This window comes from Rhodoferax sp. MLSD5-FHT05B10, from assembly GCF_058793415.1.
This window is the reverse complement of sequence record NZ_JBXAFT010000002.1, coordinates 457,407-481,239: the sequence shown is the minus strand read 5'-3', so window position 1 is coordinate 481,239 and position 23,833 is coordinate 457,407. Positions and strand designations below refer to the sequence as shown.

Sequence of the window (23,833 nt, the reverse complement as noted above, 5' to 3'; positions counted from 1 at the left end):
CGTTGTTTGAAGACATGGTTGGGACCTCTTACTTCCAGATATTGAAGGAGGTTTGCATCCAAGTGCCCACGACCACCAGCCACACCAGTGTGACGGGGATGAACACCTTCCAACCCAGACGCATGATCTGGTCGTAACGGAAACGGGGGAACGTTGCCCGAACCCAGATGAACAGGCTCACAATGGCGAACGTCTTGATACCGAGCCAGATCCAGCCTGGAATCCAGTCCAGCGCAGCAACGGGAGACAGCCAGCCGCCCAGGAACATGGTGCTGGCCAGAATGGACACCAGCCACATGTTGGCGTACTCGGCCAGGTAGAACATGGCATAGGACATGCCAGAGTACTCCACCATGTGGCCCGCAACGATTTCGGCTTCGCCTTCGACCACGTCAAAGGGGTGGCGGTTGGTTTCAGCCAGACCGGAAATCACGTACACCACAAAGATCGGCAGCAGGGAGAGCCAGTTCCACGACAGGAAACCCAGGCCCATCTGTGCGAATTGCCCCTTGCCCTGGCTGGTGACGATGTCCGTCATGTTCATGCTGGCCGACACCATCAGGACCACCACCAGGCAAAAACCCATGGCGATTTCATAACTGACCATCTGGGCCGACGCACGCATGGCACCCAAGAAGGAGTACTTGGAATTGGCTGCCCAGCCGGAAATCACCACACCATACACTTCCATCGACGTGATGGCCATCACCAGCAGCAGACCGGCGTTCACGTTGGCCAGCGCGACTTCGGGGCCGAACGGAATGACGGCCCAGGCGGCCATTGCCGGCATGATGGTCAAGATGGGGCCAATGAAGAACAGCCCCTTGCTGGCGGCCGTCGGAACCAGAATCTCCTTGACCAGCAGCTTCAGCGCGTCCGCAATGGGCTGCAGCAAGCCCCAGGGACCGACCCGGTTGGGGCCGATGCGAACCTGCATCCAGCCCAGCAGTTTGCGCTCCCACAGTGTTGTGTAAGCAACTGCACCCATCAGCGGCAGCACCACGGCCACGATCTTGATGAGCGTCCAGATGATGGGCCAGGCAATGCCCGTCCACCATGCCGCGGGAACCAGTCCCATGCCGGCGTTGTACCACGTGTCAATCATGCCAGCGTCTCCTGAGCAATCTGCGTTTGCGCAGCGGCACGCCCATCAGCCGTCAGCTGCAGCGATGTCGCGCGTCGCACGATGCCGTCAAGTTGATAAATGCCAGCCACAGCAGGCTCCACGGCGGACACCGACAGGTCGGCAGCCACCTGGCAGGCATTGCTCAGGCGTTCGGCCGGAACCTGGGCGGGCACGCCCCCGTTATCGGCATGCATGTGGACCAGCACATCCTGCGACGATTCGAATGCAAACCCGGGCAAGTCCAGGAGGTTGGCCAGCACACGCAGCACCTTCCAGGCCGGACGGGTCTCGCCCAGCGGCTTGACAACGGCATGGAAGCCCTGCAAGCGCCCTTCGGCGTTCACAAAAGTACCTGATGTCTCGGTAAATGGCGCGATCGGCAACAGGACGTCGCTGAACGCCATGTTGGCCTTGAACGGACTCAGGGTCACGACCATCTCGCACTGCCCCAAAGTCTTGGCCGCAGCAGCCCCTGCTGCCGAGTCGAGCTCGGGTTCGTTGTTCAACAAGAACGCAGCCTTCAGGCCGCCCGCCAGCATCTGCCCGGCGTGGAGACCACCTTGACCCGGTGTTGCACCAACCAGCTGGGCGCCCACGGTATTGGCAGCTTCGGTCAGGAAGCCCACCGTCGCGCCCGTCTGTTCGCCAATCCAGTTGGCCAGCGACAGCAGACTGGAAGCCTGTGCATGGTGCGCGGCCGCATTGCCCAGCAGAACCGCCTTGCGCTCACCGCCCAGCAGTGACTTGGCAATGGCCTGCGCCACCGGGGTTGCAGTTCCGGCAGCAGGAGCGGCAACGCCCTTTTCGGCCGCCACCGCCGCAGCGATATCGGCCAGCGCCTGCACCCAGCGAGCGGCAGGAGCCACCGATGTATGCGCGACCGGCATGGCCCAGTCCACCTGGGCAGCACCCACGACGCTGACGGCGCAACCCACCCGGGCAGCCTGGCGAATACGCTGGGCAAACAGGGGGTGATCCTTGCGCAAATTCGAACCCACCACCAACACGCGCTGCAGCTGCGACAGGGCCGCAATGGACGTGCCGAGGTACCGCGCGCCGGAAGCGACGTCAAACTCCGCATTGCGCAGACGGTAATCGATATTCTCGCTGCCCAGGCCGCGCACCAGCGCGCCCGTCAGGTACAGCTCCTCCAGCGTACTGTGGGGGCTCACCAGCGCACCGATGGCGCCGGCGCCGTGGTCGGCCTTGATGTGCTGCAGTCCGTTGGCCACATATTCCAGTGCGGTCTGCCAGTCCACCGTAGTCCATTTCCCATCCTGCTTGAGCATCGGCTGGGTAAGACGTTCGTCGCTGTTGAGCGCCTCGTAGGAGAACCGGTCACGGTCTGCAATCCAGCACTCGTTGACGGCCTCATTCTCCAGTGGCACCACGCGCATGACCTTGTTGTTCTTGACTTGAACAATCAAATTGGCGCCAGCGGAATCGTGGGGGCTGACCGACTTGCGGCGCGACAACTCCCAGGTCCGGGCGCTGTAGCGGAACGGCTTGCTGGTCAACGCGCCGACGGGGCAGATATCGATCATGTTGCCCGACAACTCCGAGTCCACCGAATTGCCGACAAAGGTCTCGATCTCGGCATGCTCACCGCGGTTGGACATGCCCAGCTCCATCACGCCAGCCACTTCCTGCCCGAAACGCACGCACCGTGTGCAGTGGATGCAGCGGCTCATTTCCTCCATGGAAATCAGGGGCCCAACGTCCTTGTGGGTCACGACGCGCTTTTCTTCCTCGTAACGGGAGGCCGAAGCGCCGTAGCCCACGGCCAGGTCCTGCAGCTGGCATTCGCCGCCCTGGTCGCAAATGGGGCAGTCCAGCGGATGGTTGATCAGCAGAAACTCCATGACCGACTTCTGGGCCTTGATGGCTTTGTCGCTCTTGGTACGCACCACCATGCCCTGGGTGACCGGCGTCGCGCAGGCGGGCATGGGCTTGGGCATTTTTTCCACGTCGACCAGGCACATGCGGCAACTCGCCGCGATGCTGAGTTTCTTGTGGTAGCAAAAATGGGGAATGTAGGTGCCCGCCTTTTCAGCCGCATGCATGACCATGCTGCCTTCGGTGATTTCAACCTTTTTGCCGTCGAGTTCGATTTCAATCATCTTGGGACTCGCTCAAACGTAAGCCGGGACCATGCAGGTCTTGTGCTCAACGTGGTACTCAAATTCGTGCCGGAAATGCTTGATCATGGCGCGCACGGGCATGGCGGCCGCATCGCCCAGCGCACAGATCGTGCGCCCCTGGATGTTTTCCGCCACGTTGTCCAGCAGGTCCATGTCGCTGGCGCGGCCCTGGCCGTTTTCAACCCGGTCCACCATGCGCGACAGCCAGCCCGTGCCTTCGCGGCAAGGCGTGCACTGCCCGCAGGACTCGTGCATGTAGAAGTAGCTCAGCCGCTGCAGGGCCTTGACCATGCAACGCGTATCGTCCATGACGATCACGGCACCCGAACCCAGCATGGACCCCGCCTTGGCGATGGAGTCGTAATCCATGGTGCATTCCATGATGATGGAAGCCGGCAGTACAGGAGAAGAAGACCCGCCCGGGATCACAGCCTTGAGCTGCCGGCCCCCGCGCACACCACCCGCGAGCTCCAGCAGCTTGGCAAAGGGCGTACCCATGGGAATCTCGTAATTACCCGGACGCTCCACATCCCCGCTGATGGAATAGATCTTGGTGCCGCCATTGTTGGGCTTGCCACATTCCAGGTACGCCTGGCCGCCATTCCGGATGATCCACGGCACCGCAGCAAACGTCTCGGTGTTGTTGATCGTGGTGGGCTTGCCATACAGGCCGAAGCTGGCCGGAAATGGTGGCTTGAAACGGGGCTGCCCCTTCTTGCCTTCCAGCGACTCCAGCAGTGCCGTTTCTTCGCCACAGATGTAGGCGCCGAAACCGTGGGCTGCATGCAGCTGAAAGCTGAAATTGCTGCCAAGGATGTTATTGCCGAGCAGGCCAGCAGCACGGGCTTCTTCCAGGGCCTCTTCAAAACGCTCGTAAGCGGAGAAGATTTCGCCGTGGATGTAGTTGTACCCCACCGTGATGCCCATCGCATACGCCGCAATGGCCATGCCTTCGATCACGATATGCGGGTTGAACTGCAGGATGTCCCGGTCCTTGCAGGTGCCGGGCTCGCCCTCGTCCGAGTTGCAGACCAGGTATTTCTGGCCAGGAAACTGACGCGGCATGAAGCTCCACTTCAGACCGGTCGGGAAACCCGCGCCACCGCGCCCGCGCAACGAAGATTCCTTCACCGTGGCAATGACCTGGTCCTGGGTCAAACCCTCGCCACCGTCCTTGCCCAGAATCTTGCGCAGGGCCTGGTAGCCTCCGCGTGCTTCGTAATCCTTGAGCCGCCAATTGGAGCCGTCCAGCCCCGCATAGATTTGCGGGTTGATGTGCCGGTCGTGGAAGCAGGTCTGGACACCGGTAGCCCGGAATTGCGACAGGATGTTTTGTGCGCTCATGGCTTGTCTCCCGCCGCACGCAGACCGTCCACCAGCTGGTCGATCTTCTCGGATGTCATGAAGCTGCACATGGAACGGTCATTCACCAGCAGCACTGGCGAGTCGGCACAGGCGCCCAGGCACTCGCTCTGCTGCAAGGTGAACAGGCCATCGGCCGTGGTTTCACCCATGGAAATGCCCAGCTTCTGCTCCAGGTACTGGAGCGTCTTGACGCCATCGCGCAGCTGGCACGGCAGATTGGTGCACACGTTGAGCTTGTACTTGCCAACCGGCTTCTGGTTGTACATGTTGTAGAAGGTGGTGACTTCGTGGACCGCCATGGGTGGCATGCCCAGGTATTCCGCAACCGCCTTCTCACTGTCTGCACTGACATAGCCCAGCTCTTGCTGGACGATGGACAGGCAGGCCATCACCGCAGACTGTTTCTGGTCTGCGGGGTACTTGGCGACTTCTTTGGCGAAGCGCGCTTGGGTGGCTTCAGAGATCATCGATCAATCTCTCCAAAAACAATATCCATGGTGCCGATAATCGACACCGCATCGGCAATCATGTGACCACTGGCCATCTCATTGAGGCCGGCCAGATGGGCAAATCCTGGTGGACGGATCTTCATGCGGTACGGCTTGTTGGCGCCGTCGCTGACGAGGTAAATGCCGAACTCGCCCTTGGGGTGCTCGACCGCCGCGTAAGCCTCGCCTTCGGGTACATGGAAGCCTTCGGAGAACAGCTTGAAGTGGTGGATCAGCTCTTCCATGTTGGTCTTCATGGCTTCCCGCGAGGGCGCCGCCACCTTGTGGTTGTCGGTGATGACCGGGCCGGGGTTGGCACGCAACCAGTCCACGCACTGCTTGATGATGCGGTTGGACTGCTTCATCTCTTCCATGCGGACCAAGTAGCGGTCGTACACGTCGCCCGTCTTGCCGACCGGAATGTCGAAATCCAGTTGGTCGTAGACGTCGTAGGGCTGCTTCTTGCGCAGATCCCAGGCAATGCCGGAGCCGCGCAGCATGGGACCGGAGAAACCCATGTTCAGGGCGCGCTCGGGTGCGACCACGCCGATATTGACCGTACGCTGCTTCCAGATGCGGTTCTCCGTGAGCAGCGTGTGGTACTCCTCCATGCACTTCGGGAAGCGCTGGGTGAAGTCGTCGATGAAGTCCAGCAGCGAACCCTGGCGGTTGCGGTTGAACTCCGCCACACCCTTGGCGCTGCGCACCTTGCTGGCCTTGAGCTGCGGCATGGTGTCGGGCAAATCGCGATAGACGCCGCCCGGACGGAAATAAGCCGCATGCATGCGCGCACCACTGGCCGCTTCGTACATGTCGAACAGGTCTTCGCGCTCGCGGAAGGTGTAGATCAGGATGGTGGAACTGCCGCAGTCGTTGCCGTGCGAGCCCAGCCACATCAGGTGGTTGAGCAGGCGGGTGATTTCGGCAAACATGACACGGATGTACTGCGCCCGCACCGGCACATCGATACCGAGCAGTTTTTCGACGGCCAGACAGTAGGCGTGCTCGTTGCACATCATGGAGACGTAGTCGAGCCGGTCCATGTACGGCAAGGCCTGTATGTAGGTCTTGCTCTCGGCCAGCTTTTCAGTAGCCCGGTGCAGCAGTCCGATGTGCGGATCTGCGCGCTGGATGACTTCGCCGTCGAGCTCCAGCACCAAACGCAGAACGCCGTGCGCCGCAGGGTGCTGCGGCCCGAAGTTGAGGGTGTAGTTCTTTATTTCAGCCATGGATCGAACCGCTTACTGCAAGCCCCCGTAGTTATCTTCACGGATGATGCGCGGCGTGATTTCGCGCGTTTCAATCGTGACGGGCTGGTAAATGACGCGCGCCTGCTCGGCGTCGTACCGCATTTCCACATGCCCGGTGGTCGGAAAATCCTTGCGGAAGGGATGGCCGATGAAACCATAGTCCGTCAGAATGCGGCGCAAATCCGCATGACCCTCGAACACGATGCCAAACAGGTCGAAGGCCTCGCGTTCGAACCAGTCGGCGGAGTTCCAGATGTCGGTCACCGAGGGCAGCACCGGCATGTCGTCGTCAGGCGCAAACACCTTCAGGCGCACGCGCTGGTTCAAGCTGATCGACAGCAGATGGCTGACGGCACAAAAGCGCGGACCTTCGTACGCGCCTGCCTTGTAATCGGAATAGTCCACGCCGCACAGGTCCATCAGCTGCTCAAAGCGGCAGGATGGCGCATCGCGCAGCACCAGGGCAGCCGCACGGTAATCGGCCGCCGCGACCACCACGGTGAGCTCCCCCCGGTCGATGGCAATGTGTTTGATCTTGTCGCCCAGCGCAGCGGTCACCGCGTCGCGCAGTGCTTCGGGGGAGATGGAAAAAGCAGTCATATCTCTCCTTCAGGCCCGGGCAATGGTTTCGGTACGGCGAATCTTTTGCTGCAATTGCAAAATGCCGTAGACCAGCGCCTCTGCGGTCGGCGGGCAACCCGGCACATACACGTCCACCGGCACGATGCGGTCGCAGCCACGGACCACGGAATAGCTGTAGTGGTAGTAGCCACCGCCATTGGCACACGACCCCATGCTGATAACCCAGCGCGGCTCCGACATCTGGTCGTACACCTTGCGCAGGGCAGGCGCCATCTTGTTGCACAACGTGCCGGCAACAATCATCAAGTCGGACTGGCGGGGGCTGGCACGAAATACTTCGGAGCCAAAACGACTCAGGTCGTAGCGGGCCGCCGCGGCATGCATCATCTCCACCGCACAGCAGGCCAGACCGAAGGTCATGGGCCACACGGAACCGGTCTTGGCCCAATTCACCACCGAGTCGTAACTGGTGGTGATAAAGCCCTCTTTCAGAACACCTTCAATCATCACTCACTCCCAGTCCAGGGCGCCTTTTTGCCACATGTACACAAAGCCAATGGTCAAAACAGTCACAAACTCAATACCCACCAAAAACCCGAATGTCCCGATCTCCTTGAGCGTCACCGCCCAGGGAAACAAAAAGGCCGTTTCCAGATCGAACAAGATGAACAGGATGGCGACGAGGTAGTAGCGGACGTCGAACTTCATCCGGGCATCTTCAAACGCCTCGAAGCCACACTCGTAGGGGGAATTTTTTGCCGGGTCCGGCCGATTGGGACCCAGGATGTAACCAAGAACCTGCGGGACCACGCCGATGGCGAGGCCGACCAAGATGAACAGGAGGACGGGAAGATATTGATCGAGGTTCATCTTGAAATTCTGATCACCGTTAATACATGCCCAGGTATTGACCTGGGCAAACAGAATTGTTGGTGCCGTCGGCGAGACTCGAACTCGCACAGCTTTCGCCACTACCCCCTCAAGATAGCGTGTCTACCAATTTCACCACGACGGCGGCTCTCAAATGCCTGGATTGCGTGAGGGACCTTGCGGTTTATTTGCGCCCTCCAGAACCATAGGAGTTTACCCTGATTTTCCCTCCTTTCAGGAGGGAACCCGCAATAAAAGGGGCAATTATTTTGCAGGAATCTGGGCGGCACCCGATGCAGCCACGGTCGGTGCCGGCGCTGCGTCAGCCGCTGCAGGAGCCACCACGGCAGCACCTTCCAGGACGCTGCCGGAACTTGCCGGACGCAGGTTGCCGAAATACGCCAGCGCCAGGGTGCAGACAAAAAACACGGAGGCCAGCACCGCAGTGGTGCGCGACAGGAAGTTCGCGCTGCCGCTGGCACCAAACAGGCTGCCGGAGCTGCCGCTGCCAAATGCCGCGCCCATGTCCGCGCCCTTGCCATGCTGCACCAGAATCAGGCCGATCATGGCCAGGGCGGACAGCATTTGCACCGTCAGAATAACCGTCAACACAATGTTCATACTCAACTCCTAAATAGATAACTAGCCGCAATCCGCTCAGTGGGCGGCTGCGATGATGGATAAAAAGTCGGCCGCCTTGAGGGACGCTCCGCCCACCAGCCCGCCGTCGATGTCGGCCTGCGCCAGCAACTGGGCGGCATTGGCGGCATTCATGCTGCCGCCGTACAGAATGTGAACGCGATCGGCATGCTCGGTTGCTGCCCGCAATTGAGCGCGCAAAACGGCATGCACCTGCTGCGCCTCCTCGGGACTGGCGGTCTTGCCTGTGCCGATGGCCCACACCGGCTCATACGCCACAACAATCTCGCTGATGCAGTGGCCAATGGTATGGATGGCGGCTGCCAGCTGGCGCTTGACCACTTCCTCCGTCCGCCCCTCTTCCCGCTCCGCCAGTGTCTCGCCCACACACACCACCGGCGTGATGCCGGCCGCCAGCGCGCGCTGCGCCTTGGCCACCACCACGGCATCGGTTTCGCCATGGTACTGGCGGCGCTCAGAGTGGCCGACCAGGCAATACCGCGTGCCAAAGTCCTTGAGCATGTCCGCCGAGACCTCGCCGGTGAACGCTCCGGCCCCGTGCTGGGACACATCCTGCGCACCCAGTTCAATGCCGCTTCCGGCAACCAGGCGCTGCACCTGGGCCAGGTACGGTGCCGGTACGCAGACCGCCACCTGGCACTGCCAGTTGGCCGAACCCGCCAGCAAGGCCTGCAACAGCGCTTCGTTGGAAGCACTGGAGCCATTCATCTTCCAGTTACCTGCAATGAGTTTCTTCTTCATGCTGTACCCCAAGTCAAAACAATCTTTCCCACATGCTGGTTGGACTCCATCAGCGCATGCGCGCGCGAGGCCTGTTCCGCGGGAAACACACTGTGCACCACCGGCTTGATGCGCCCGGCTGCCAGCAGCGGCCAGACCTGCTGCAGGCAGGCCTGCGCAATGGCTTGCTTGAAAGCCACCGGCTGCGGCCGCAAAGTCGAGCCCGTGATGGTCAGCCGCTTGCGCAGCACCAGACCGGCGTTGATCTCGCTGCGCACGCCGCCCTGTACCGCGATGATGACCAGACGCGCATCCGCCGCCATGCAGGCCAGCTCCTTGGCGATGTAATCACCCGCCACCATGTCGAGCACCACGTCCACACCCCGCCCGTCGGTCAGGCGCAGCACCTCGGCCTGGAAATCGTGGGTCTTGTAGTTGACGGCGTGGTCTGCCCCCAAGGCCAGGCACGCTGCACACTTGGCGTCGCTGCCCGCAGTGACAATCACCCTGGCGCCAAACGCCTTGGCCAGCTGGATGGCCGTCACGCCAATGCCGCTGGAGCCACCCTGCACCAGCAGGGTTTCCCCCGCCTGCAGCCGCCCGCGGTCAAACACATTGCTCCAGACCGTGAAAACCGTTTCCGGCAGGCTGGCAGCCTCAACGTCGCTCCACCCTGCGGGTATCGGCAGGCATTGGGCTGCCGGTGCCACGCAATACTCGGCATAGCCACCGCCGGCAACCAGGGCGCAGACCCGGTCACCAATCTTCAGGCCAGCGCTCTGCAGCGCCTGGGCGTCGCCCTCCACCACCGTACCGGCCACTTCCAGTCCGGGTATGTCAGACGCGCCGGGCGGCGCCGGATAGTGCCCCGCCCGCTGCAGCACATCAGGGCGGTTGATGCCGCTGGCACTGACGCGGATGCACACCTCCCCCACGCCCGCCACGGGCACAGGACGCTGCCCCGGACGCAGAACGTCCGGGCCGCCGAAGGATGCAATTTCGATTACTTTCATGGCCAAATGAACCGATAGCCGGCTTCGCTACTGCGCAGACAGCTATCGATTTGCTAGCAAGCGCCAATCAACCCTGTTCGGAAGACTGGGCCGGACGGTCCAGCAAGGCCTTCATGGACAGCTTGATGCGGCCCTTTTCGTCGGTTTCCAGAACCTTGACCTTGACGATCTGGCCTTCGGACAGGTAGTCCGTCACTTTCTCGACGCGCTCGTGGGCGATCTGGCTGATGTGCAGCAGGCCGTCCTTGCCGGGCAGCAGGTTCACCAGGGCGCCGAAGTCCAGGATCTTGGTGATCGGGCCTTCGTAGACCTTGCCGATTTCGACTTCAGCCGTGATCTCGGTTATGCGACGCTTGGCTTCATCCGCCTTGGCACCGTCGGTGGCGGCAATGGTGATGGTGCCGTCTTCCTCGATGTTGATCTGGCAACCGGTCTCTTCGGTCAGCGCACGGATCACGGCGCCGCCCTTGCCGATCACGTCGCGGATCTTCTCGGGGTTGATCTTCATGGTGTAGAGCTTGGGTGCGAAGCTGGAGATCTCGGTCTTGGCCTCGCCCATGGCTTCCTGCATCTTGCCCAGGATGTGCATGCGGGCTTCCTTGGCTTGGGCCAATGCGACCTGCATGATTTCCTTGGTGATGCCCTGGATCTTGATGTCCATCTGCAGCGCAGTAATACCGTTGGTGGTACCGGCCACCTTGAAGTCCATGTCACCCAGGTGGTCTTCGTCACCCAGGATGTCGGTCAGCACGGCGAAGCGGTTGTCTTCCTTGATCAGGCCCATGGCGATACCGGCCACGTGCGCCTTCATGGGCACACCAGCATCCATTAGGGACAGGCAGCCGCCGCAGACCGACGCCATGGAGGACGAACCGTTGGACTCGGTGATTTCCGACACCACACGCATGGTGTAGGGGAAGTCTTCCTTGCTCGGCAGCACGGCAACCAGAGCACGCTTGGCCAAACGGCCGTGGCCGATTTCGCGGCGCTTGGGCGTGCCCACGCGGCCGGTTTCGCCGGTGGCGAAGGGAGGCATGTTGTAGTGCAACATGAAGCGGTCTTCGTACTCGCCGCTCAGGGCGTCAATGCGCTGGGCATCGCGCTCGGTGCCCAGCGTGGTCACGACCAGCGCCTGGGTTTCGCCACGGGTGAACAGGGCCGAGCCGTGGGTACGGGGCAGCACGCTGTTGCGGATTTCGATGGCGCGCACGGTGCGGGTGTCGCGGCCGTCGATACGGGGCTCGCCAGCCAGAATCTGGCCGCGCACGATCTTGGCTTCGATGTCGAACAGCAGGCCGTCAACCGCCACGCTGTCAAACTCCACGCCCTCGGCCTTCAGACCGGCTTTGGTCCAGGTTGTTACTTCACGCGTCGCCTTGGTGCGCGCCTGCTTGTTGCGGATCTGGTAGGCCGCAACCAGCTTGTCCTTGGCCAATGCATCAACCTTGGCGATCAGCACTTCATCCTTGGCGGGAGCCTTCCAGTCCCACACCGGCTTGCCGGCTTCGCGCACCAGTTCGTGGATGGCGTTGATGGCAATGTTGCCCTGCTCGTGGCCGTAGACCACGGCGCCGAGCATGATTTCTTCGGACAGTTGCTGGGCTTCGGACTCGACCATCAGCACGGCGGCTTCGGTACCGGCAACGACCAGGTCCATGACCGAGTCCTTGCGCTGGGTCTGGCCGGGGTTCAACACGTATTCACCGTTGATGTAACCCACGCGGGCGGCACCGATGGGGCCATTGAACGGAATGCCGGAGACGGACAGTGCCGCGCTGACCGCGATCATGGCCGCGATGTCGGCGTCCACTTCGGGGTTCAGGGACACGGTGTGGATGACCACGTGCACTTCGTTGAAGAAGCCTTCGGGGAACAGCGGACGGATCGGGCGGTCGATCAGGCGGCTGGTCAGCGTCTCGAACTCGCTGGGGCGGCCTTCACGCTTGAAGAAGCTGCCAGGGATCTTGCCGGCGGCGTAGGTCTTTTCCAGGTAATCCACCGTCAGGGGGAAGAAGTCCTGGCCGGGCTTGCCTTCGGTCTTGGCAACCACGGTGGCCAGCACCACGGTGCCGTCCATGTCCAGCAGCACGGCGCCGGTGGATTGGCGGGCAATTTCGCCGGTTTCCATGGTGACCGTGTGTTGGCCCCACTGGAACGTCTTGGTAACTTTGTTGAACATGCTCATGTTTCTCTCCTGGTTTTTTTGCGGAAACCCGCTGGCAGGTAAAGGCCACCTGCCGAAGCCCGGAGTCAACATCCCAGAACACGATGCCATTCCAGAGAAACTTGCGCAATTGCCCTGTTTAAGAGGGCAAATTTCTCTGGAATGACACAGCTTCGCTCTGTTTTTGTCGTCTCCGAAGTAAAAAACGCCTGAGCTAGTAACCTAACTCAGGCGTCTGTCATTCACTGCAATGCTTACTTGCGCAGACCCAGCTTGGCGATCAGCGCGGTGTAACGGTCGTGGTCCTTCTTGTTCAGATAGGCCAACAGGCTCTTGCGGGTGTTGACCATGCGCACCAGACCGCGGCGACCGTGGTGGTCCTTGGCGTGGGTCTTGAAGTGGGGCATCAGTTCGTTGATGCGGGCGGTCAACAGTGCAACTTGCACTTCGGGGCTACCGGTGTCACCGGGCTTGCGGGCGTTGTCTTTGACAACAGCGGCTTTGATGCTGGATGCGATCATTTCAATTTCCTGTATCTGGGGACTGGCGCACCACGTGCGGGTCCCGGTTTCTGAACTTGCGCCTAACGCTGGAACTGCAATAGGCGTGCGCCTTGCCGGATGCAAAGCCGCTCGATTATAGCCTGATTGGGCGTCCCTGCCAAACCGGGGACCCCGCCGTGCTCAGGGGCGCTGCATCCGGCAGCTCGTGGGCTGCTCGGCTGCGGCAGGTGCAATGGTTTTCACCACGCGAAAACCGTAACCCGATCCCTCCACGTCAAACTTGACGCCCGGCGTGCCCAGACGGTCCATCACCCCCACCACCAGCGGTTGCTGGAACTGGTGGTCGGCCGCCCGCATGGTGCCGGATTGTCCGCCCAGGGCCACCTTGGCATGCTCCAGCTGCGTCCCCACGGCCACCACGTCCAGCGCCGCCCCCGCCTTGGCACCGCCCTTGCGGTCCGCCGCCTCGATCGCCTGGGCCAGCGACTCGACCATCAGCTGCATGCGCATGTGCACGTAATCGTCGGCCGGCAAGGGATAGCGCGCCTTGAAAGCGCGGTAGAACGCCGCGCTGCCGCCGGTCTGCACGTTGGGCAGCCAGTCGGCCACGGCCACCACCTTGCCTATGCCGGCCTCACCAATGGCCGCCGGCGCGCCCAGCGCGTTGCCGTAGAAGGTGTAGAACTTGCCCTCAAAGCCGGCGTCCTTCGCCGCCTTCACCAGCAGCGTCAGGTCATTGCCCCAGTTGCCGGTGATGACAGCCTGCGCCCCGCTGGCCTTGATCTTGGCGGCATAGGGCAGGAAGTCCTTCACGCGCGCCATGGGGTGCAATTCCTCGCCCACGATTTCCACGTCCGGGCGCTGCACGGCCAGCTGGCGCCGGGCCTCGCGCAGCACCGCCTGGCCAAAGCTGTAATCCTGCCCGATCAGGTACACGCTCCGGAGCGCCTTGTCGTCCTGGATGGCGCTCATGAGTGCGGCCATGCGCATGTCGGCATGGGCATCGAAGCGGAAATGCCAGAAGCTGCATTTCTCGTTGGTCAGCGCGGGATCGACCGCGGAATAGTTGAGAAAGAGCACGCGGCGCGCCGGGTCGCGCTCGTTGTGCTTGTTGATGGCGTCGATCAGCGCCGCGGCATTGGCCGACGAGTTGCCCTGCAGGATGATGCGGGCGCCACCGTCGATGGCCGAGCGCAACACCGACAAAGCCTCCTCGTTCTGGCCCTTGCTGTCAAACCGTTCCAGCGCCAGCAACTGGTGGCCGCCCGCCACCACGGGGCGCTTCACGCCGCCGCGCGCGTTCACGCGCTCCACCGCCCAGACCAGGTTGCGGTACACCGCCTCACCGGCGTTGGCGGTAGGCCCGCTCAGACCTTCGATCATGGCCAGCTTGATGGGCGTCACGGGAGCCGGCGCCGCCACACTGACCGACAGCGCAGGCGCGGCAAATAATGCCGCAGCACATGTTTTCAAGGCCCAACGCGAAAGAATAAACATGGGAAATTTCTCTTGAAATGAGAGGGATGGAGCGCAGCTTAGGTTCATGCGGCGCTCATGGTGAGTGCCGCGCAGTGTACTAGGAGTTTCACCATGTTTTTTGCCACCACCGCCCAGCCCCAGGTCCGCCGTCAGGCCTATGCCAATGCCGGTCGCACGCTGGAGCGTTTCATGGACGATGCGCTGCGCGCGAGCACCCGCCAGACCTGTGCCTACACGCAGGATGAAACCGCCTTCAACCTGACACTGGACGTACCCGGCATCGCCAAGGACCAGCTGGCCATTGCCATCGAGGGCACCGTCGTGCGCATCAGCAGCAAGGAAGGCGCAGCCCGCCGCTACAACGTCGCCTACGAACTGCCGCAGGACATTGACACGGCGCAAAGCACCGCCAAGCTGGAAAACGGCGTGCTCACCCTCAAGCTGGCCAAGAAAGTACCGGTCAGCACCGCCACCGAACTGGTGGTGCACTGAGCTCCCTATAGCTGTGGCAGGCTGTCCAGCGGCCAGCGCGGTTTGACGTCGAAGGCGTAGGCCGTGCTGGGTTGCTGCAGGCCACCCTGCAGCCGCATGGCCGCAGCCATGGCGATCATGGCGCCGTTGTCGGTGCACAGGTGCAGCTCGGGGTAATGCACCCGCACGCCGCGCTTGGCGCACTCGGCGTTGAGTTGTTCGCGCAGGTTGCGGTTGGCCCCGACGCCGCCGGCCACCACCAGGCGGCGCAGGCCCGTCTGCTGGAGTGCCGCAACCGACTTCTTCAGCAGCACCTCCACAATGGCCGCCTGCGCGGAGGCCGCCAGATCGCGGCGCGCCTGCTCGGGCAGCGCCTCAAAATGCGCCACGCCGGCCGCAGCCACCATGCGCTGCGCCTGCACCAGCACCGCCGTCTTCAGCCCCGCAAACGAAAAATCCAGGTTTCCACTGTGCAGCAGGGGCCGCGGCAGCTTGAAGGCTGCCGGGTTGCCCTGCTCCGCCATCCGGGCCAGTGCCGGCCCGCCGGGGTAACCCAGGCCCATGAGCTTGGCGGACTTGTCAAACGCCTCGCCCGCGGCGTCATCAATCGTCTCGCCCAGCAGTTCGTAGCGCCCCACGCCATCGACCCGCATCAGCTGGGTGTGGCCGCCGGACACCAGCAGGGCCACGAACGGAAACTCGGGCGGATCGGCACTCAGGAACGGCGACAGCAAATGCCCCTCCAGATGGTGCACGCCCAGCACCGGCTTGCCCAGCGCTGCACCCAGTGCGCAGGCCACACCGGCTCCCACCAGCAGCGCCCCGGCCAGCCCGGGTCCACGGGTGTAGGCCACCACATCCACCTCGGCCAGCGTGCGCCCGCAGGCGGTCAACACCTCCTGCGTGAGCGGCAGCACCCGACGGATATGGTCGCGGCTGGCCAGTTCAGGGACCACGCCGCCAAAGGCCTGGTGCATCTCGATCTGGCTGTACAACGCATGCGCCAGCAGCGTAGGCACGCCCTGGCCGCGCCCCTGCACCATGGCCACCCCCGTTTCGTCACACGACGACTCAATCCCCAGCACCAGCATGTTTGTACCCATAGGGTGCCGAGTTTAGGGGAAGCGGCCGCGGACCCCGGGCACAATGCCGGCCATGCACGCCCCACTGACACCCCCGAACCTGTGCTGGAACGACGACGACGTCGCCAGCCTGGAGCGTGCCACGCTGGACGCGGTGGCCCCGCAGGCATGGCGGGAATGGGAGGGCTGGCTGCTGCCCTTTGACACCTCCACCATCGGCCGCGCCACCAGCGCCGTGCCCCTGCGCCACCATGGGCTGGACGCGGCTGCGGTGGCCGCCATTGCCCGGCAATACGCCCAGCGCCAGCTGCGCCCCGCCTTTCGGGTGGCGGATGTGCCGGGCCTGGCCCCCGTGCAGGCCGCGCTGCAGCGGCTGGGCTTTCGCGCCGAGCAACCCACCCTGGTGCAAACCGGCAGTGTGGCGGCGCTGCGTGCGGCCTGCACCGCAGCGCCCGCGCCGGTGACGCCCGCCCCGGACGCCGCCTGGGCCGCGGTCTACACGGCACCCGGCTTTGACCCGGTGGACGGCGCCCACCGCGTGCAGGCCCTGAGCCGCAGCCACCACACGGTATACGCCAGCCTGTCGGAAAACCATCTGCCGCTGGCAGCCGGTACAGCGGCCTTCAGCCAGGGCTGGGCCAGCATCCACGGCATGCGCACCGTGCCGTCGGCCCGCGGGCGCGGCCTGGCGACCCGCATTCTGGGCGGCCTGGCCGATGCGGCGCTGGCGCGCGGGCTGACGCGTGTCTTTCTGCAAGTGGAAGAAGGCAACCAGACCGCCTTGGCGCTGTACCAGCGGGCCGGTCTGGCCACCGCCTGGCGCTACCACTACTGGCGTCAGCCCTGAGCCCCGCTGCGCAGCGGCGGGCGAGCCGCAGGCTGGCGCGTTTTTTGCGTGCCCACTCCACATGACCGAAGCACTGCGTATCGTAGTAATCACAGCGGACCTGGCGATCCAGGACCCCGCAGACACCCACGCCCTGGACCAGGCCGAACGCTCGCGCAGCCTGCGCATCGGGCTGCTGGAAAACGGCTTCAACCTGGTGGCGTCCCTGCCCGCCGACGTGTTCCTGACCGAGCGCCTGGCCCAGCTGCAACCCGACCTGATCATTGTGGACGCCGAGAGCGAAGCCCGCGACGCGCTGGAGCACGTGGTCATGGCCACCCGCGATGCGCGCCGCCCAATCGTCATGTTCACCAACGACAACGACAGCGCCGCGGCCCGGGCCGCCGTGGCGGCAGGGGTGTCGGCCTACATCGTGGCGGGCCTGTCCAGCGAGCGCATACGGCCCATCCTGGACGTGGCGCTGGCACGCTTCGAGCACGAGCAGGCCCTGCGCCAGGAGCTGGCCGATACGCGCAGCGAACTCCACGAGCTCAACAGTGCCGTCCAGGACCGCAAGACCATCGACCGCGCCAAGGCCCTGCTGATGCAGCGCCAGCAGCTCCCCGAAGACGTCGCCTACGCCAGGCTGCGCAAGACGGCCATGGACAAGAACCTCAGGATCGTGGAAGTGGCCCAGCGCATGCTGGACGTGGCCGACCTGCTGGGCTAGGCGCGTCGGTCAGCGCCCGGCGGGCAGACGCTCATTTGCCCTCTTCGGGCGCGGGCTCGTCGGAGCCCTTGATTTTCTTGGCAACGGTCTTGGCCGCATTTCCGGTGGCGGTGGCGCCACGCTCCACGCCGTGGGCAACCGCCTCGGCTCCGCGCTTGATGCCCTTGGCGGCAGCGTGCGCGCCGCGCTCGATGCCGCTGGCAGCGGCCTTGGCGGCATGCACCGTGGCGTTCTCCACCTTGGTGACCACACCCGGCTCCGACGTCTTGGCAGGCTCCGCCGCTTCCTGCGCGCCAGCGGAGACCCCACCGGCGATCGCGACAACCAGGCCCATCGCGGCAATGTATCGGCAACGCATCATTGATGACTCCATTTCTTGGTGTTCCGGAGGGCTGATTCTGGCGCACGGGCCGCACACTGCCCACCCTGAAGATGCAAGGATAGGTAAAAACCTGCAAACCCGCCAAGCGGCACGGCAAGACCCCGCCCGAGCGCCGCAGGCGGCGCCGCGCCGTTGCATGGCCGATCCTGCATTTGGTGCACTGCACACTTTCAGTGCCATGCCGGCCACCAGGATGCAATTTACACATCAAAACACCTTGCAACGTCCGTAAAGTCTGCGCAGACAGCTATCAAAAACAGAGCAACAGCCGCTACGTCGCCTGCCAGGCCGCGGCCAAAGGAAGTTGGCACGCTCATTGCATTACTCCTACCAAGACCCCTGGGGGTCACGCGACAGGCACTACCTAACGGCGGGCAGTGCCTGTCCATCCGGACAAAGGCGTCCCCACCTGCACACGGCTTGCTGCAAGCACCGTGCAGCGTGCGGACGCCTTTTTTGTTGTCTATTCGTTGGGAGCTTTGCCATGACCGATCTTCTGAAAGCCAGACTCAGCCGCCGTGCGGTACTGCAAACCGCCACCGTGGGTGCCGTTGGCATCACCCCGGCCCTGCGCGCCGCCGTGTACGCCGCGGGCTCGGATGCACCCGAGAAAACCGAGGTCCGCATCGGCTTCATCCCGCTGACCGACTGCGCCAGCGTGGTCATGGCCTCGGTGCTGGGTTTTGACAAGAAGCACGGCGTGAAAATCGTCCCGAGCAAGGAAGCCAGCTGGGCCGGCGTGCGCGACAAGCTGGTCAACGGCGAACTGGACTTCGCCCATGTGCTCTACGGGCTGGTCTACGGCGTGCACCTGGGGGTCAGCGGCCCCAAAAAAGACATGGCCGTGCTCATGACGCTCAACCAGAACGGCCAGGCCATCACCCTGTCCAAGAAGCTGGCCGACAAGGGCGCCGTGGATGGCGCCGGCCTGGCCCGGCTCATGCGCGCCGAAAAGCGCGAGTACACCTTTGCCCAGACCTTCCCCACCGGCACGCACGCCATGTGGCTGTACTACTGGCTGGCGGCCAACGGCATCAACCCGATGCAGGACGCCAAGGCCATCACCGTGCCACCACCCCAGATGGTGGCCAACATGCGCGTGGGCAACATGGACGGCTTCTGCGTGGGCGAGCCCTGGAACCACCGCGCCATCATCGACGGCATCGGCGTCACCGCCGCCACCACGCAGGACATCTGGAAGGACCACCCGGAGAAGGTGCTGGGCACCACGGCCGAGTTCGTCAAGAAGTACCCCAACACGGCGCGCGCCGTGACGGCCGCCATCATCGAGGCCGGCCAGTGGATCGACGCCAGCCTGTCCAACAAGTCCAGGATGGCCGAGACCATTGCCGACAAGAGCTACGTGAACACCAGCGTGGACGCCATCAACCAGCGCATCCTGGGCCGCTACCAGAACGGCCTGGGCAAGACCTGGGACGACCCCAACCACATGAAGTTCTACAACGACGGTACGGTGAACTTTCCCTACCTGAGTGACGGCATGTGGTTCCTCACGCAGCACAAGCGCTGGGGCCTGCTCAAGGACCACCCGGACTATCTGGCCGTTGCCAGGCAGATCAACCAGACCGATCTCTACAAGCAGGCCGCCACCGCCGCCAAGGCGCCGGTGCCGAAGGACGCCCTGCGCAGCGCCAAGCTGATCGACGGCGTGGTGTGGGACGGCAAGGACCCCCGCAAATATGCCGACGGTTTCAAGATCAAAGCGTAAGGAACACCCCATGGTCAGCGCTGTATTCCACTCCCCGTTGGCGGTTGCCGACACCAGCTCCGCTATCAAAACAGAAGCGACACACGCACAACCCACGTCGGTTGCAGGCACAAAAGAGCCTAAAAACCCGGCACCCGCCACCGTACCGCGCGACTGGCGTGGTCTGGCATTGGCGGTGCTGCCGCCGTTGCTGGGCCTGGGCCTGCTCATTGGCATCTGGGCGTTGGTCAGCATCAGCACCGCCAGCAGCATCCCCAGCCCCCTGGAAACCTGGAAACAGGCCGTGGAGCTGTTCAGCGATCCGTTCTACCGCAAGGGCCCCAACGACCAGGGCGTGGGCTGGAACGTGCTGGCCTCGCTGGAGCGCGTGGCGCTGGGCTTTGGCCTGGCGGCGGCGGTGGGCATCCCGGCCGGCTTCCTGATCGGACGCTTCGAGTTCTTGAGCCGCATGTTCAACCCGCTCATCAGCCTGCTGCGCCCGGTGTCACCGCTGGCCTGGCTGCCCATTGGCCTCTTGGTGTTCAAGGGCGCCAACCCGGCGGCCATCTGGACCATCTTCATCTGCTCGATCTGGCCCATGGTCATCAACACCGCCGTGGGCGTGCAGCGCGTGCCGCAGGACTACATGAACGTGGCCCGCGTGCTCAACCTGTCGGAGTGGAAGATCGTCACCAAGATCCTGTTCCCCTCGGTGCTGCCCTACATGCTGACCGGCGTGCGCCTGGCGGTGGGCACGGCGTGGCTGGTGATCGTGGCCGCCGAGATGCTGACCGGCGGTGTGGGCATCGGCTTCTGGGTGTGGGACGAGTGGAACAACCTCAACGTCAAGAACATCATCATCGCCATCTTCGTGATCGGCATCGTGGGGCTGGTGCTGGAGTACGCCCTCATCCGCATCGCCACCGCCTTTACGTTTGACGAGGTCAAGTCATGAGCAGCAAGTACATCGAAATCCAGAACGTCGCCCAGACCTTCAAGACCCGCAAAGGGCCGTTCCCCGCTCTGTGCGACATCAACCTAACCATTGCCAAGGGCGAGTTCGTGGCGCTGATCGGCCACTCCGGCTGCGGCAAGTCCACGCTGCTGAACCTGATTGCCGGCCTGACTCTGCCCAGCGCCGGCACCCTGATCTGCGCCAACCGCGAAATCGCCGGCCCCGGCCCGGAGCGTGCCGTGGTGTTCCAGAACCATTCGCTGCTGCCCTGGCTCACCTGCTTCGAGAACGTGTACCTGGGCGTGGAGCGCGTATTTGGCGCGGCCTCCAGGAACGACGGCGCTCCCAGCGAGAACAAGGCCCAGCTCGCGCAGCGCACCGACGCCGCATTGGCGCTGGTGGGGCTGAGCGCCGCCGCGCACAAGCGCCCCGGCGAGATCTCCGGCGGCATGAAGCAGCGCGTGGGCATTGCCCGGGCCCTGGCCATGGAGCCCAAGGTGCTGCTGATGGACGAGCCCTTCGGCGCGCTGGATGCCCTCACCCGCGCCAAGCTGCAGGACGAGCTGCTCGACATCGTGGCGCGCACCAAAAGCACGGTGGTGATGGTGACGCACGACGTGGACGAAGCCGTGCTACTGAGCGACCGGATCGTGATGATGACCAACGGCCCGGCTGCCACCGTCGGCGAGGTGCTGCGCGTGGACCTGCCGCGCCCGCGCCGGCGCGTGGAACTGGCCGACAGCACCGAGTACCTGGGTTACCGCAAGGCGGTGATCGACTTTCTGTACACCCGCCAGGCCCACGTTGAAAAGGCCGCCTGAGGAGAGCACCATGGACATGCGCGTAACCACCCCCACCAAACTCAAGCTCGTCATGGTCGGCAACGGCATGGCCGGCGTGCGCACGCTCGAAGAGCTGCTGAAAATTGCACCCGACCTGTACGACATCACCGTCTTCGGTGCCGAGCCGCACCCCAACTACAACCGCATCCTGCTCTCGCCGGTTCTGGCCGGCGAGCAGACGCTGGACGAAATCGTGCTCAACCCGTTCGAGTGGTACGCCGAGAACCACATCACCCTGCACGCCGGCTGGACCGTGACCGCCGTGGACCGCGTGCGCCGCGTGGTGCATGCCACCAACCCGGCCGGTGAAACCATCAGCACCGCCTACGACCGCCTGCTGCTGGCCACCGGCTCCCAGCCCTTCATGCTGCCCATTCCCGGCAAGGAGCTGGAAGGCGTGCTGGCCTACCGCGACATTGCGGACACACAGGCCATGATCGATGCCGCCGCACGTTACCGGCACGCCGTCGTCATCGGCGGCGGCCTGCTGGGTCTGGAGGCCGCCAACGGCCTGATGAAGCGCGGCATGCACGTGCATGTGGTGCACGTGGCGCCCTGGCTCATGGAGCGCCAGCTCGACGACGTGGCAGCCAACCTGCTGCGCAAGTCGCTGGAAGAGCGCGGCATGCAATTCCTGATGGGCGCCCAGACGCAGGAGTTGCTCGGCGGTGACGACGGCCGGGTCCGGGCGGTCCGCTTCAAGGACGGCACCGAGGTGCCCGCCGACCTGGTGGTGATGGCCGTGGGCATCCGCCCCAACACCGCGCTGGCCGAAAGCATGCACCTGCACGTGAACCGCGGCATCGTGGTGAGCGACACCCTGCAGACCGTGACCGACGCGCGCATCTACGCCGTGGGCGAATGCGCGGCGCACCGCGGCATTGCCTACGGCCTGGTGGCGCCGCTGTTCGAGCAGGGCAAGGTGCTGGCCAACCACCTGGCGGAGTTCGGCATCGGCCGCTACCAGGGGTCGCTGACTTCCACCAAGCTCAAGGTCACCGGCATTGACCTGTTTTCCGCCGGCAACTTCATGGGCGCCTCCTCCGGGCGCCCGGAAGACGCCAGCGCCGAGGAAATCGTCATGAGCGACCCCTACGGCGGCGTCTACAAGAAACTGGTCATCCAGGACGACAAGCTGATCGGGGCCTGCCTGTACGGCGACACCGTGGACGGCAGCTACTATTTCAAGCTGCTGCGCGACGGTCGCAGCGTGGCCGACATCCGCGACCGGCTGATGTTCGGCGAGTCCAACATCGGCGACGCCGGCCACGAGGGTCACAGCAAGGCCGCCGCCATGCGGGACACGGACGAGGTCTGCGGCTGCAACGGCGTGACCAAGGGCGCCATCTGCAAGGCCATCAAGGAGAAAGGCCTGTTCACCCTGGACGAGGTGCGCAAGCACACCAAGGCCAGCGCGTCGTGCGGCTCGTGCACCGGCCTGGTGGAGCAGATCCTGATGGCCACCGCCGGTGGCGACTATTCGGCCACACCCAAGACCAAGGCCCTGTGCGGCTGCACCGAGTACGGCCACCAGGCCGTGCGCGACGCCATCCGCGCCAACCGGCTCATCACCATTGCCAGCGTGTTCCAGTTCCTGGAGTGGAAGACGCCCAACGGCTGCGCCAGCTGCAGGCCCGCCGTCAACTACTACCTCATCAGCACCTGGCCGAAAGAGGCCAAGGATGACCCGCAGAGCCGCGCCATCAACGAGCGCAGCCACGCCAACATCCAGAAAGACGGCACCTACAGCGTGATCCCGCGCATGTGGGGCGGCGAAACCACGGCCGCCGAGCTGCGCCGCATCGCCGACGTGGTGGACAAGTACCAGATCCCCACCGTGAAGGTGACAGGCGGCCAGCGCATCGACCTGCTGGGCGTGAAGAAGGAAGACCTGCCCGCCGTGTGGAAAGACATCGGCATGCCCAGCGGCCACGCCTATGCCAAGGCCCTGCGCACCGTGAAGACCTGCGTGGGCTCCGAGTGGTGCCGCATGGGCACGCAGGACAGCACCCAGATGGGCAAGGACCTGGAACGCGCCTTTGTGGGCATGTACGCCCCGCACAAGGTCAAGTTCGCCGTGTCGGGTTGCCCGCGCAACTGCGCCGAGGCCGGCATCAAGGACGTGGGCATCATCGGCGTGGACAGCGGCTGGGAGATGTACGTGGCCGGCAACGGCGGCATCAAGACCGAGGTGGCCCACTTCCTGGTCAAGCTCAAGACCGCCGCCGAAGTGCTGGAGTACACCGGCGCGTTCTGCGAGCTGTACCGCCAGGAGGGCTGGTACCTGGAGCGCACCGTGCATTTCGTGGCCCGGGTCGGCCTGGACTATGTGAAGAAACGCGTCCTGGAAGACGCCGCCGGGCGCCAGGCCTTGTGGGGCCAGCTGCAGTCTGCCCTGGCGGGCGAGCCCGACCCCTGGTTTGACTTCAAGGCCGCCGGCGTGGACCTGCGCCAGTTTGACGCCCTGACGACCTGA

24 protein-coding genes and 1 tRNA gene are annotated in these 23,833 nt (G+C 63.8%); 8 read left to right on the top strand and 17 right to left on the bottom strand.

What is annotated here, in order from left to right; translation table 11 throughout:
- Positions 1-28 precede the first annotated feature (28 nt).
- The 13 genes from nuoH to pnp all read right to left on the bottom strand — a co-directional run bounded on the left by nuoH (position 29) and on the right by pnp (position 12,400).
- A complete protein-coding gene (gene nuoH, locus AC1Q5W_RS04925; RefSeq protein ID WP_492643570.1) occupies positions 29-1,105 on the bottom strand; it encodes an NADH-quinone oxidoreductase subunit NuoH in 1,077 nt (358 codons plus the stop codon).
- Positions 1,102-3,246, bottom strand: a complete 2,145-nt coding sequence (gene nuoG, locus AC1Q5W_RS04920; RefSeq protein ID WP_492643571.1) for an NADH-quinone oxidoreductase subunit NuoG — start codon at positions 3,244-3,246, stop codon at positions 1,102-1,104. The genes nuoH and nuoG overlap by 4 nt, the downstream gene beginning before the upstream one ends.
- Before the next feature lie 12 nt (positions 3,247-3,258).
- A complete protein-coding gene (gene nuoF / locus AC1Q5W_RS04915) occupies positions 3,259-4,611 on the bottom strand; it encodes an NADH-quinone oxidoreductase subunit NuoF (RefSeq protein WP_492643572.1) in 1,353 nt (450 codons plus the stop codon).
- On the bottom strand, positions 4,608-5,099 hold the full coding sequence (gene nuoE / locus AC1Q5W_RS04910) for an NADH-quinone oxidoreductase subunit NuoE (RefSeq protein WP_492643573.1): 492 nt from the start codon (positions 5,097-5,099) through the stop codon (positions 4,608-4,610). Before nuoE ends, nuoF begins: the two co-directional genes overlap by 4 nt.
- Positions 5,096-6,349 carry an NADH-quinone oxidoreductase subunit D gene (locus AC1Q5W_RS04905; RefSeq protein WP_492643574.1) on the bottom strand — a complete coding sequence of 418 codons (1,254 nt, stop codon included), beginning with the start codon at positions 6,347-6,349 and terminating at the stop codon, positions 5,096-5,098. The genes nuoE and AC1Q5W_RS04905 overlap by 4 nt, the downstream gene beginning before the upstream one ends.
- 12 nt (positions 6,350-6,361) lie before the next feature.
- Positions 6,362-6,970, bottom strand: coding sequence for an NADH-quinone oxidoreductase subunit C (locus AC1Q5W_RS04900; protein WP_492643575.1), 609 nt, complete (start codon positions 6,968-6,970; stop codon positions 6,362-6,364).
- Positions 6,971-6,979: 9 nt separating this feature from the next.
- A complete protein-coding gene (locus AC1Q5W_RS04895) occupies positions 6,980-7,462 on the bottom strand; it encodes a NuoB/complex I 20 kDa subunit family protein (RefSeq protein ID WP_492643576.1) in 483 nt (160 codons plus the stop codon).
- A complete protein-coding gene (locus AC1Q5W_RS04890) occupies positions 7,463-7,822 on the bottom strand; it encodes an NADH-quinone oxidoreductase subunit A (protein ID WP_492643577.1) in 360 nt (119 codons plus the stop codon).
- A 60-nt stretch (positions 7,823-7,882) separates the two neighbouring features.
- Positions 7,883-7,967 (bottom strand) — tRNA-Leu (locus AC1Q5W_RS04885).
- Positions 7,968-8,086: 119 nt separating this feature from the next.
- Positions 8,087-8,443 carry a preprotein translocase subunit SecG gene (gene secG, locus AC1Q5W_RS04880; protein WP_492643578.1) on the bottom strand — a complete coding sequence of 119 codons (357 nt, stop codon included), beginning with the start codon at positions 8,441-8,443 and terminating at the stop codon, positions 8,087-8,089.
- A 36-nt stretch (positions 8,444-8,479) separates the two neighbouring features.
- Positions 8,480-9,223, bottom strand: coding sequence for a triose-phosphate isomerase (gene tpiA / locus AC1Q5W_RS04875; RefSeq protein WP_492643579.1), 744 nt, complete (start codon positions 9,221-9,223; stop codon positions 8,480-8,482).
- On the bottom strand, positions 9,220-10,215 hold the full coding sequence (locus AC1Q5W_RS04870) for an NAD(P)H-quinone oxidoreductase (RefSeq protein WP_492643580.1): 996 nt from the start codon (positions 10,213-10,215) through the stop codon (positions 9,220-9,222). Before AC1Q5W_RS04870 ends, tpiA begins: the two co-directional genes overlap by 4 nt.
- Before the next feature lie 67 nt (positions 10,216-10,282).
- Positions 10,283-12,400, bottom strand: coding sequence for a polyribonucleotide nucleotidyltransferase (gene pnp, locus AC1Q5W_RS04865; protein WP_492643581.1), 2,118 nt, complete (start codon positions 12,398-12,400; stop codon positions 10,283-10,285).
- Between pnp and AC1Q5W_RS04860 the strand changes: the two genes are divergently transcribed.
- Complete coding sequence (locus AC1Q5W_RS04860; RefSeq protein WP_492643582.1) at positions 12,399-12,545, top strand: hypothetical protein; 147 nt, start codon at positions 12,399-12,401, stop codon at positions 12,543-12,545. The genes pnp and AC1Q5W_RS04860 overlap by 2 nt on opposite strands.
- 88 nt (positions 12,546-12,633) lie before the next feature.
- Here AC1Q5W_RS04860 and rpsO read toward each other — a convergent pair whose 3' ends face one another.
- Positions 12,634-12,900 (bottom strand): 30S ribosomal protein S15, encoded by a 267-nt coding sequence (gene rpsO, locus AC1Q5W_RS04855; protein ID WP_492643583.1) that lies wholly within the window; start codon positions 12,898-12,900, stop codon positions 12,634-12,636.
- 162 nt (positions 12,901-13,062) lie between these two features.
- Complete coding sequence (locus AC1Q5W_RS04850) at positions 13,063-14,379, bottom strand: branched-chain amino acid ABC transporter substrate-binding protein (protein WP_492643584.1); 1,317 nt, start codon at positions 14,377-14,379, stop codon at positions 13,063-13,065.
- Positions 14,380-14,472: 93 nt separating this feature from the next.
- On the opposite strand from AC1Q5W_RS04850, the gene AC1Q5W_RS04845 reads away from it, so the two are divergent.
- On the top strand, positions 14,473-14,853 hold the full coding sequence (locus AC1Q5W_RS04845; protein ID WP_492643585.1) for an Hsp20/alpha crystallin family protein: 381 nt from the start codon (positions 14,473-14,475) through the stop codon (positions 14,851-14,853).
- 5 nt (positions 14,854-14,858) lie between these two features.
- On the opposite strand, the gene tsaD is transcribed toward AC1Q5W_RS04845, so the two are convergent.
- A complete protein-coding gene (tsaD, locus tag AC1Q5W_RS04840; protein WP_492646114.1) occupies positions 14,859-15,923 on the bottom strand; it encodes a tRNA (adenosine(37)-N6)-threonylcarbamoyltransferase complex transferase subunit TsaD in 1,065 nt (354 codons plus the stop codon).
- Positions 15,924-15,987: 64 nt separating this feature from the next.
- Between tsaD and AC1Q5W_RS04835 the strand changes: the two genes are divergently transcribed.
- Together AC1Q5W_RS04835 and AC1Q5W_RS04830 are read left to right on the top strand one after the other, a co-directional pair.
- Positions 15,988-16,761 (top strand): GNAT family N-acetyltransferase, encoded by a 774-nt coding sequence (locus AC1Q5W_RS04835; protein ID WP_492643586.1) that lies wholly within the window; start codon positions 15,988-15,990, stop codon positions 16,759-16,761.
- Positions 16,762-16,822: 61 nt separating this feature from the next.
- Entirely contained in the window at positions 16,823-17,470 is a 648-nt protein-coding gene (locus AC1Q5W_RS04830) for an ANTAR domain-containing response regulator (RefSeq protein ID WP_492643587.1), read from the top strand.
- 31 nt (positions 17,471-17,501) lie between these two features.
- Here AC1Q5W_RS04830 and AC1Q5W_RS04825 read toward each other — a convergent pair whose 3' ends face one another.
- Positions 17,502-17,831 (bottom strand): hypothetical protein, encoded by a 330-nt coding sequence (locus tag AC1Q5W_RS04825; protein WP_492643588.1) that lies wholly within the window; start codon positions 17,829-17,831, stop codon positions 17,502-17,504.
- Between the two features lie 505 nt (positions 17,832-18,336).
- Between AC1Q5W_RS04825 and AC1Q5W_RS04820 the strand changes: the two genes are divergently transcribed.
- Genes AC1Q5W_RS04820 through nirB form a run of 4 tightly spaced genes read left to right on the top strand, consistent with a single transcriptional unit; the run spans position 18,337 to position 23,833 of the window.
- A complete protein-coding gene (locus AC1Q5W_RS04820; RefSeq protein ID WP_492643589.1) occupies positions 18,337-19,581 on the top strand; it encodes a CmpA/NrtA family ABC transporter substrate-binding protein in 1,245 nt (414 codons plus the stop codon).
- A 10-nt stretch (positions 19,582-19,591) separates the two neighbouring features.
- The gene (gene ntrB / locus AC1Q5W_RS04815) at positions 19,592-20,515 is read left to right on the top strand and encodes a nitrate ABC transporter permease (RefSeq protein ID WP_492643590.1); all 924 of its coding nucleotides are present in this window, start codon (positions 19,592-19,594) and stop codon (positions 20,513-20,515) included.
- Complete coding sequence (locus tag AC1Q5W_RS04810; RefSeq protein WP_492643591.1) at positions 20,512-21,336, top strand: ABC transporter ATP-binding protein; 825 nt, start codon at positions 20,512-20,514, stop codon at positions 21,334-21,336. Before ntrB ends, AC1Q5W_RS04810 begins: the two co-directional genes overlap by 4 nt.
- 10 nt (positions 21,337-21,346) lie before the next feature.
- Complete coding sequence (gene nirB / locus AC1Q5W_RS04805) at positions 21,347-23,833, top strand: nitrite reductase large subunit NirB (RefSeq protein ID WP_492643592.1); 2,487 nt, start codon at positions 21,347-21,349, stop codon at positions 23,831-23,833.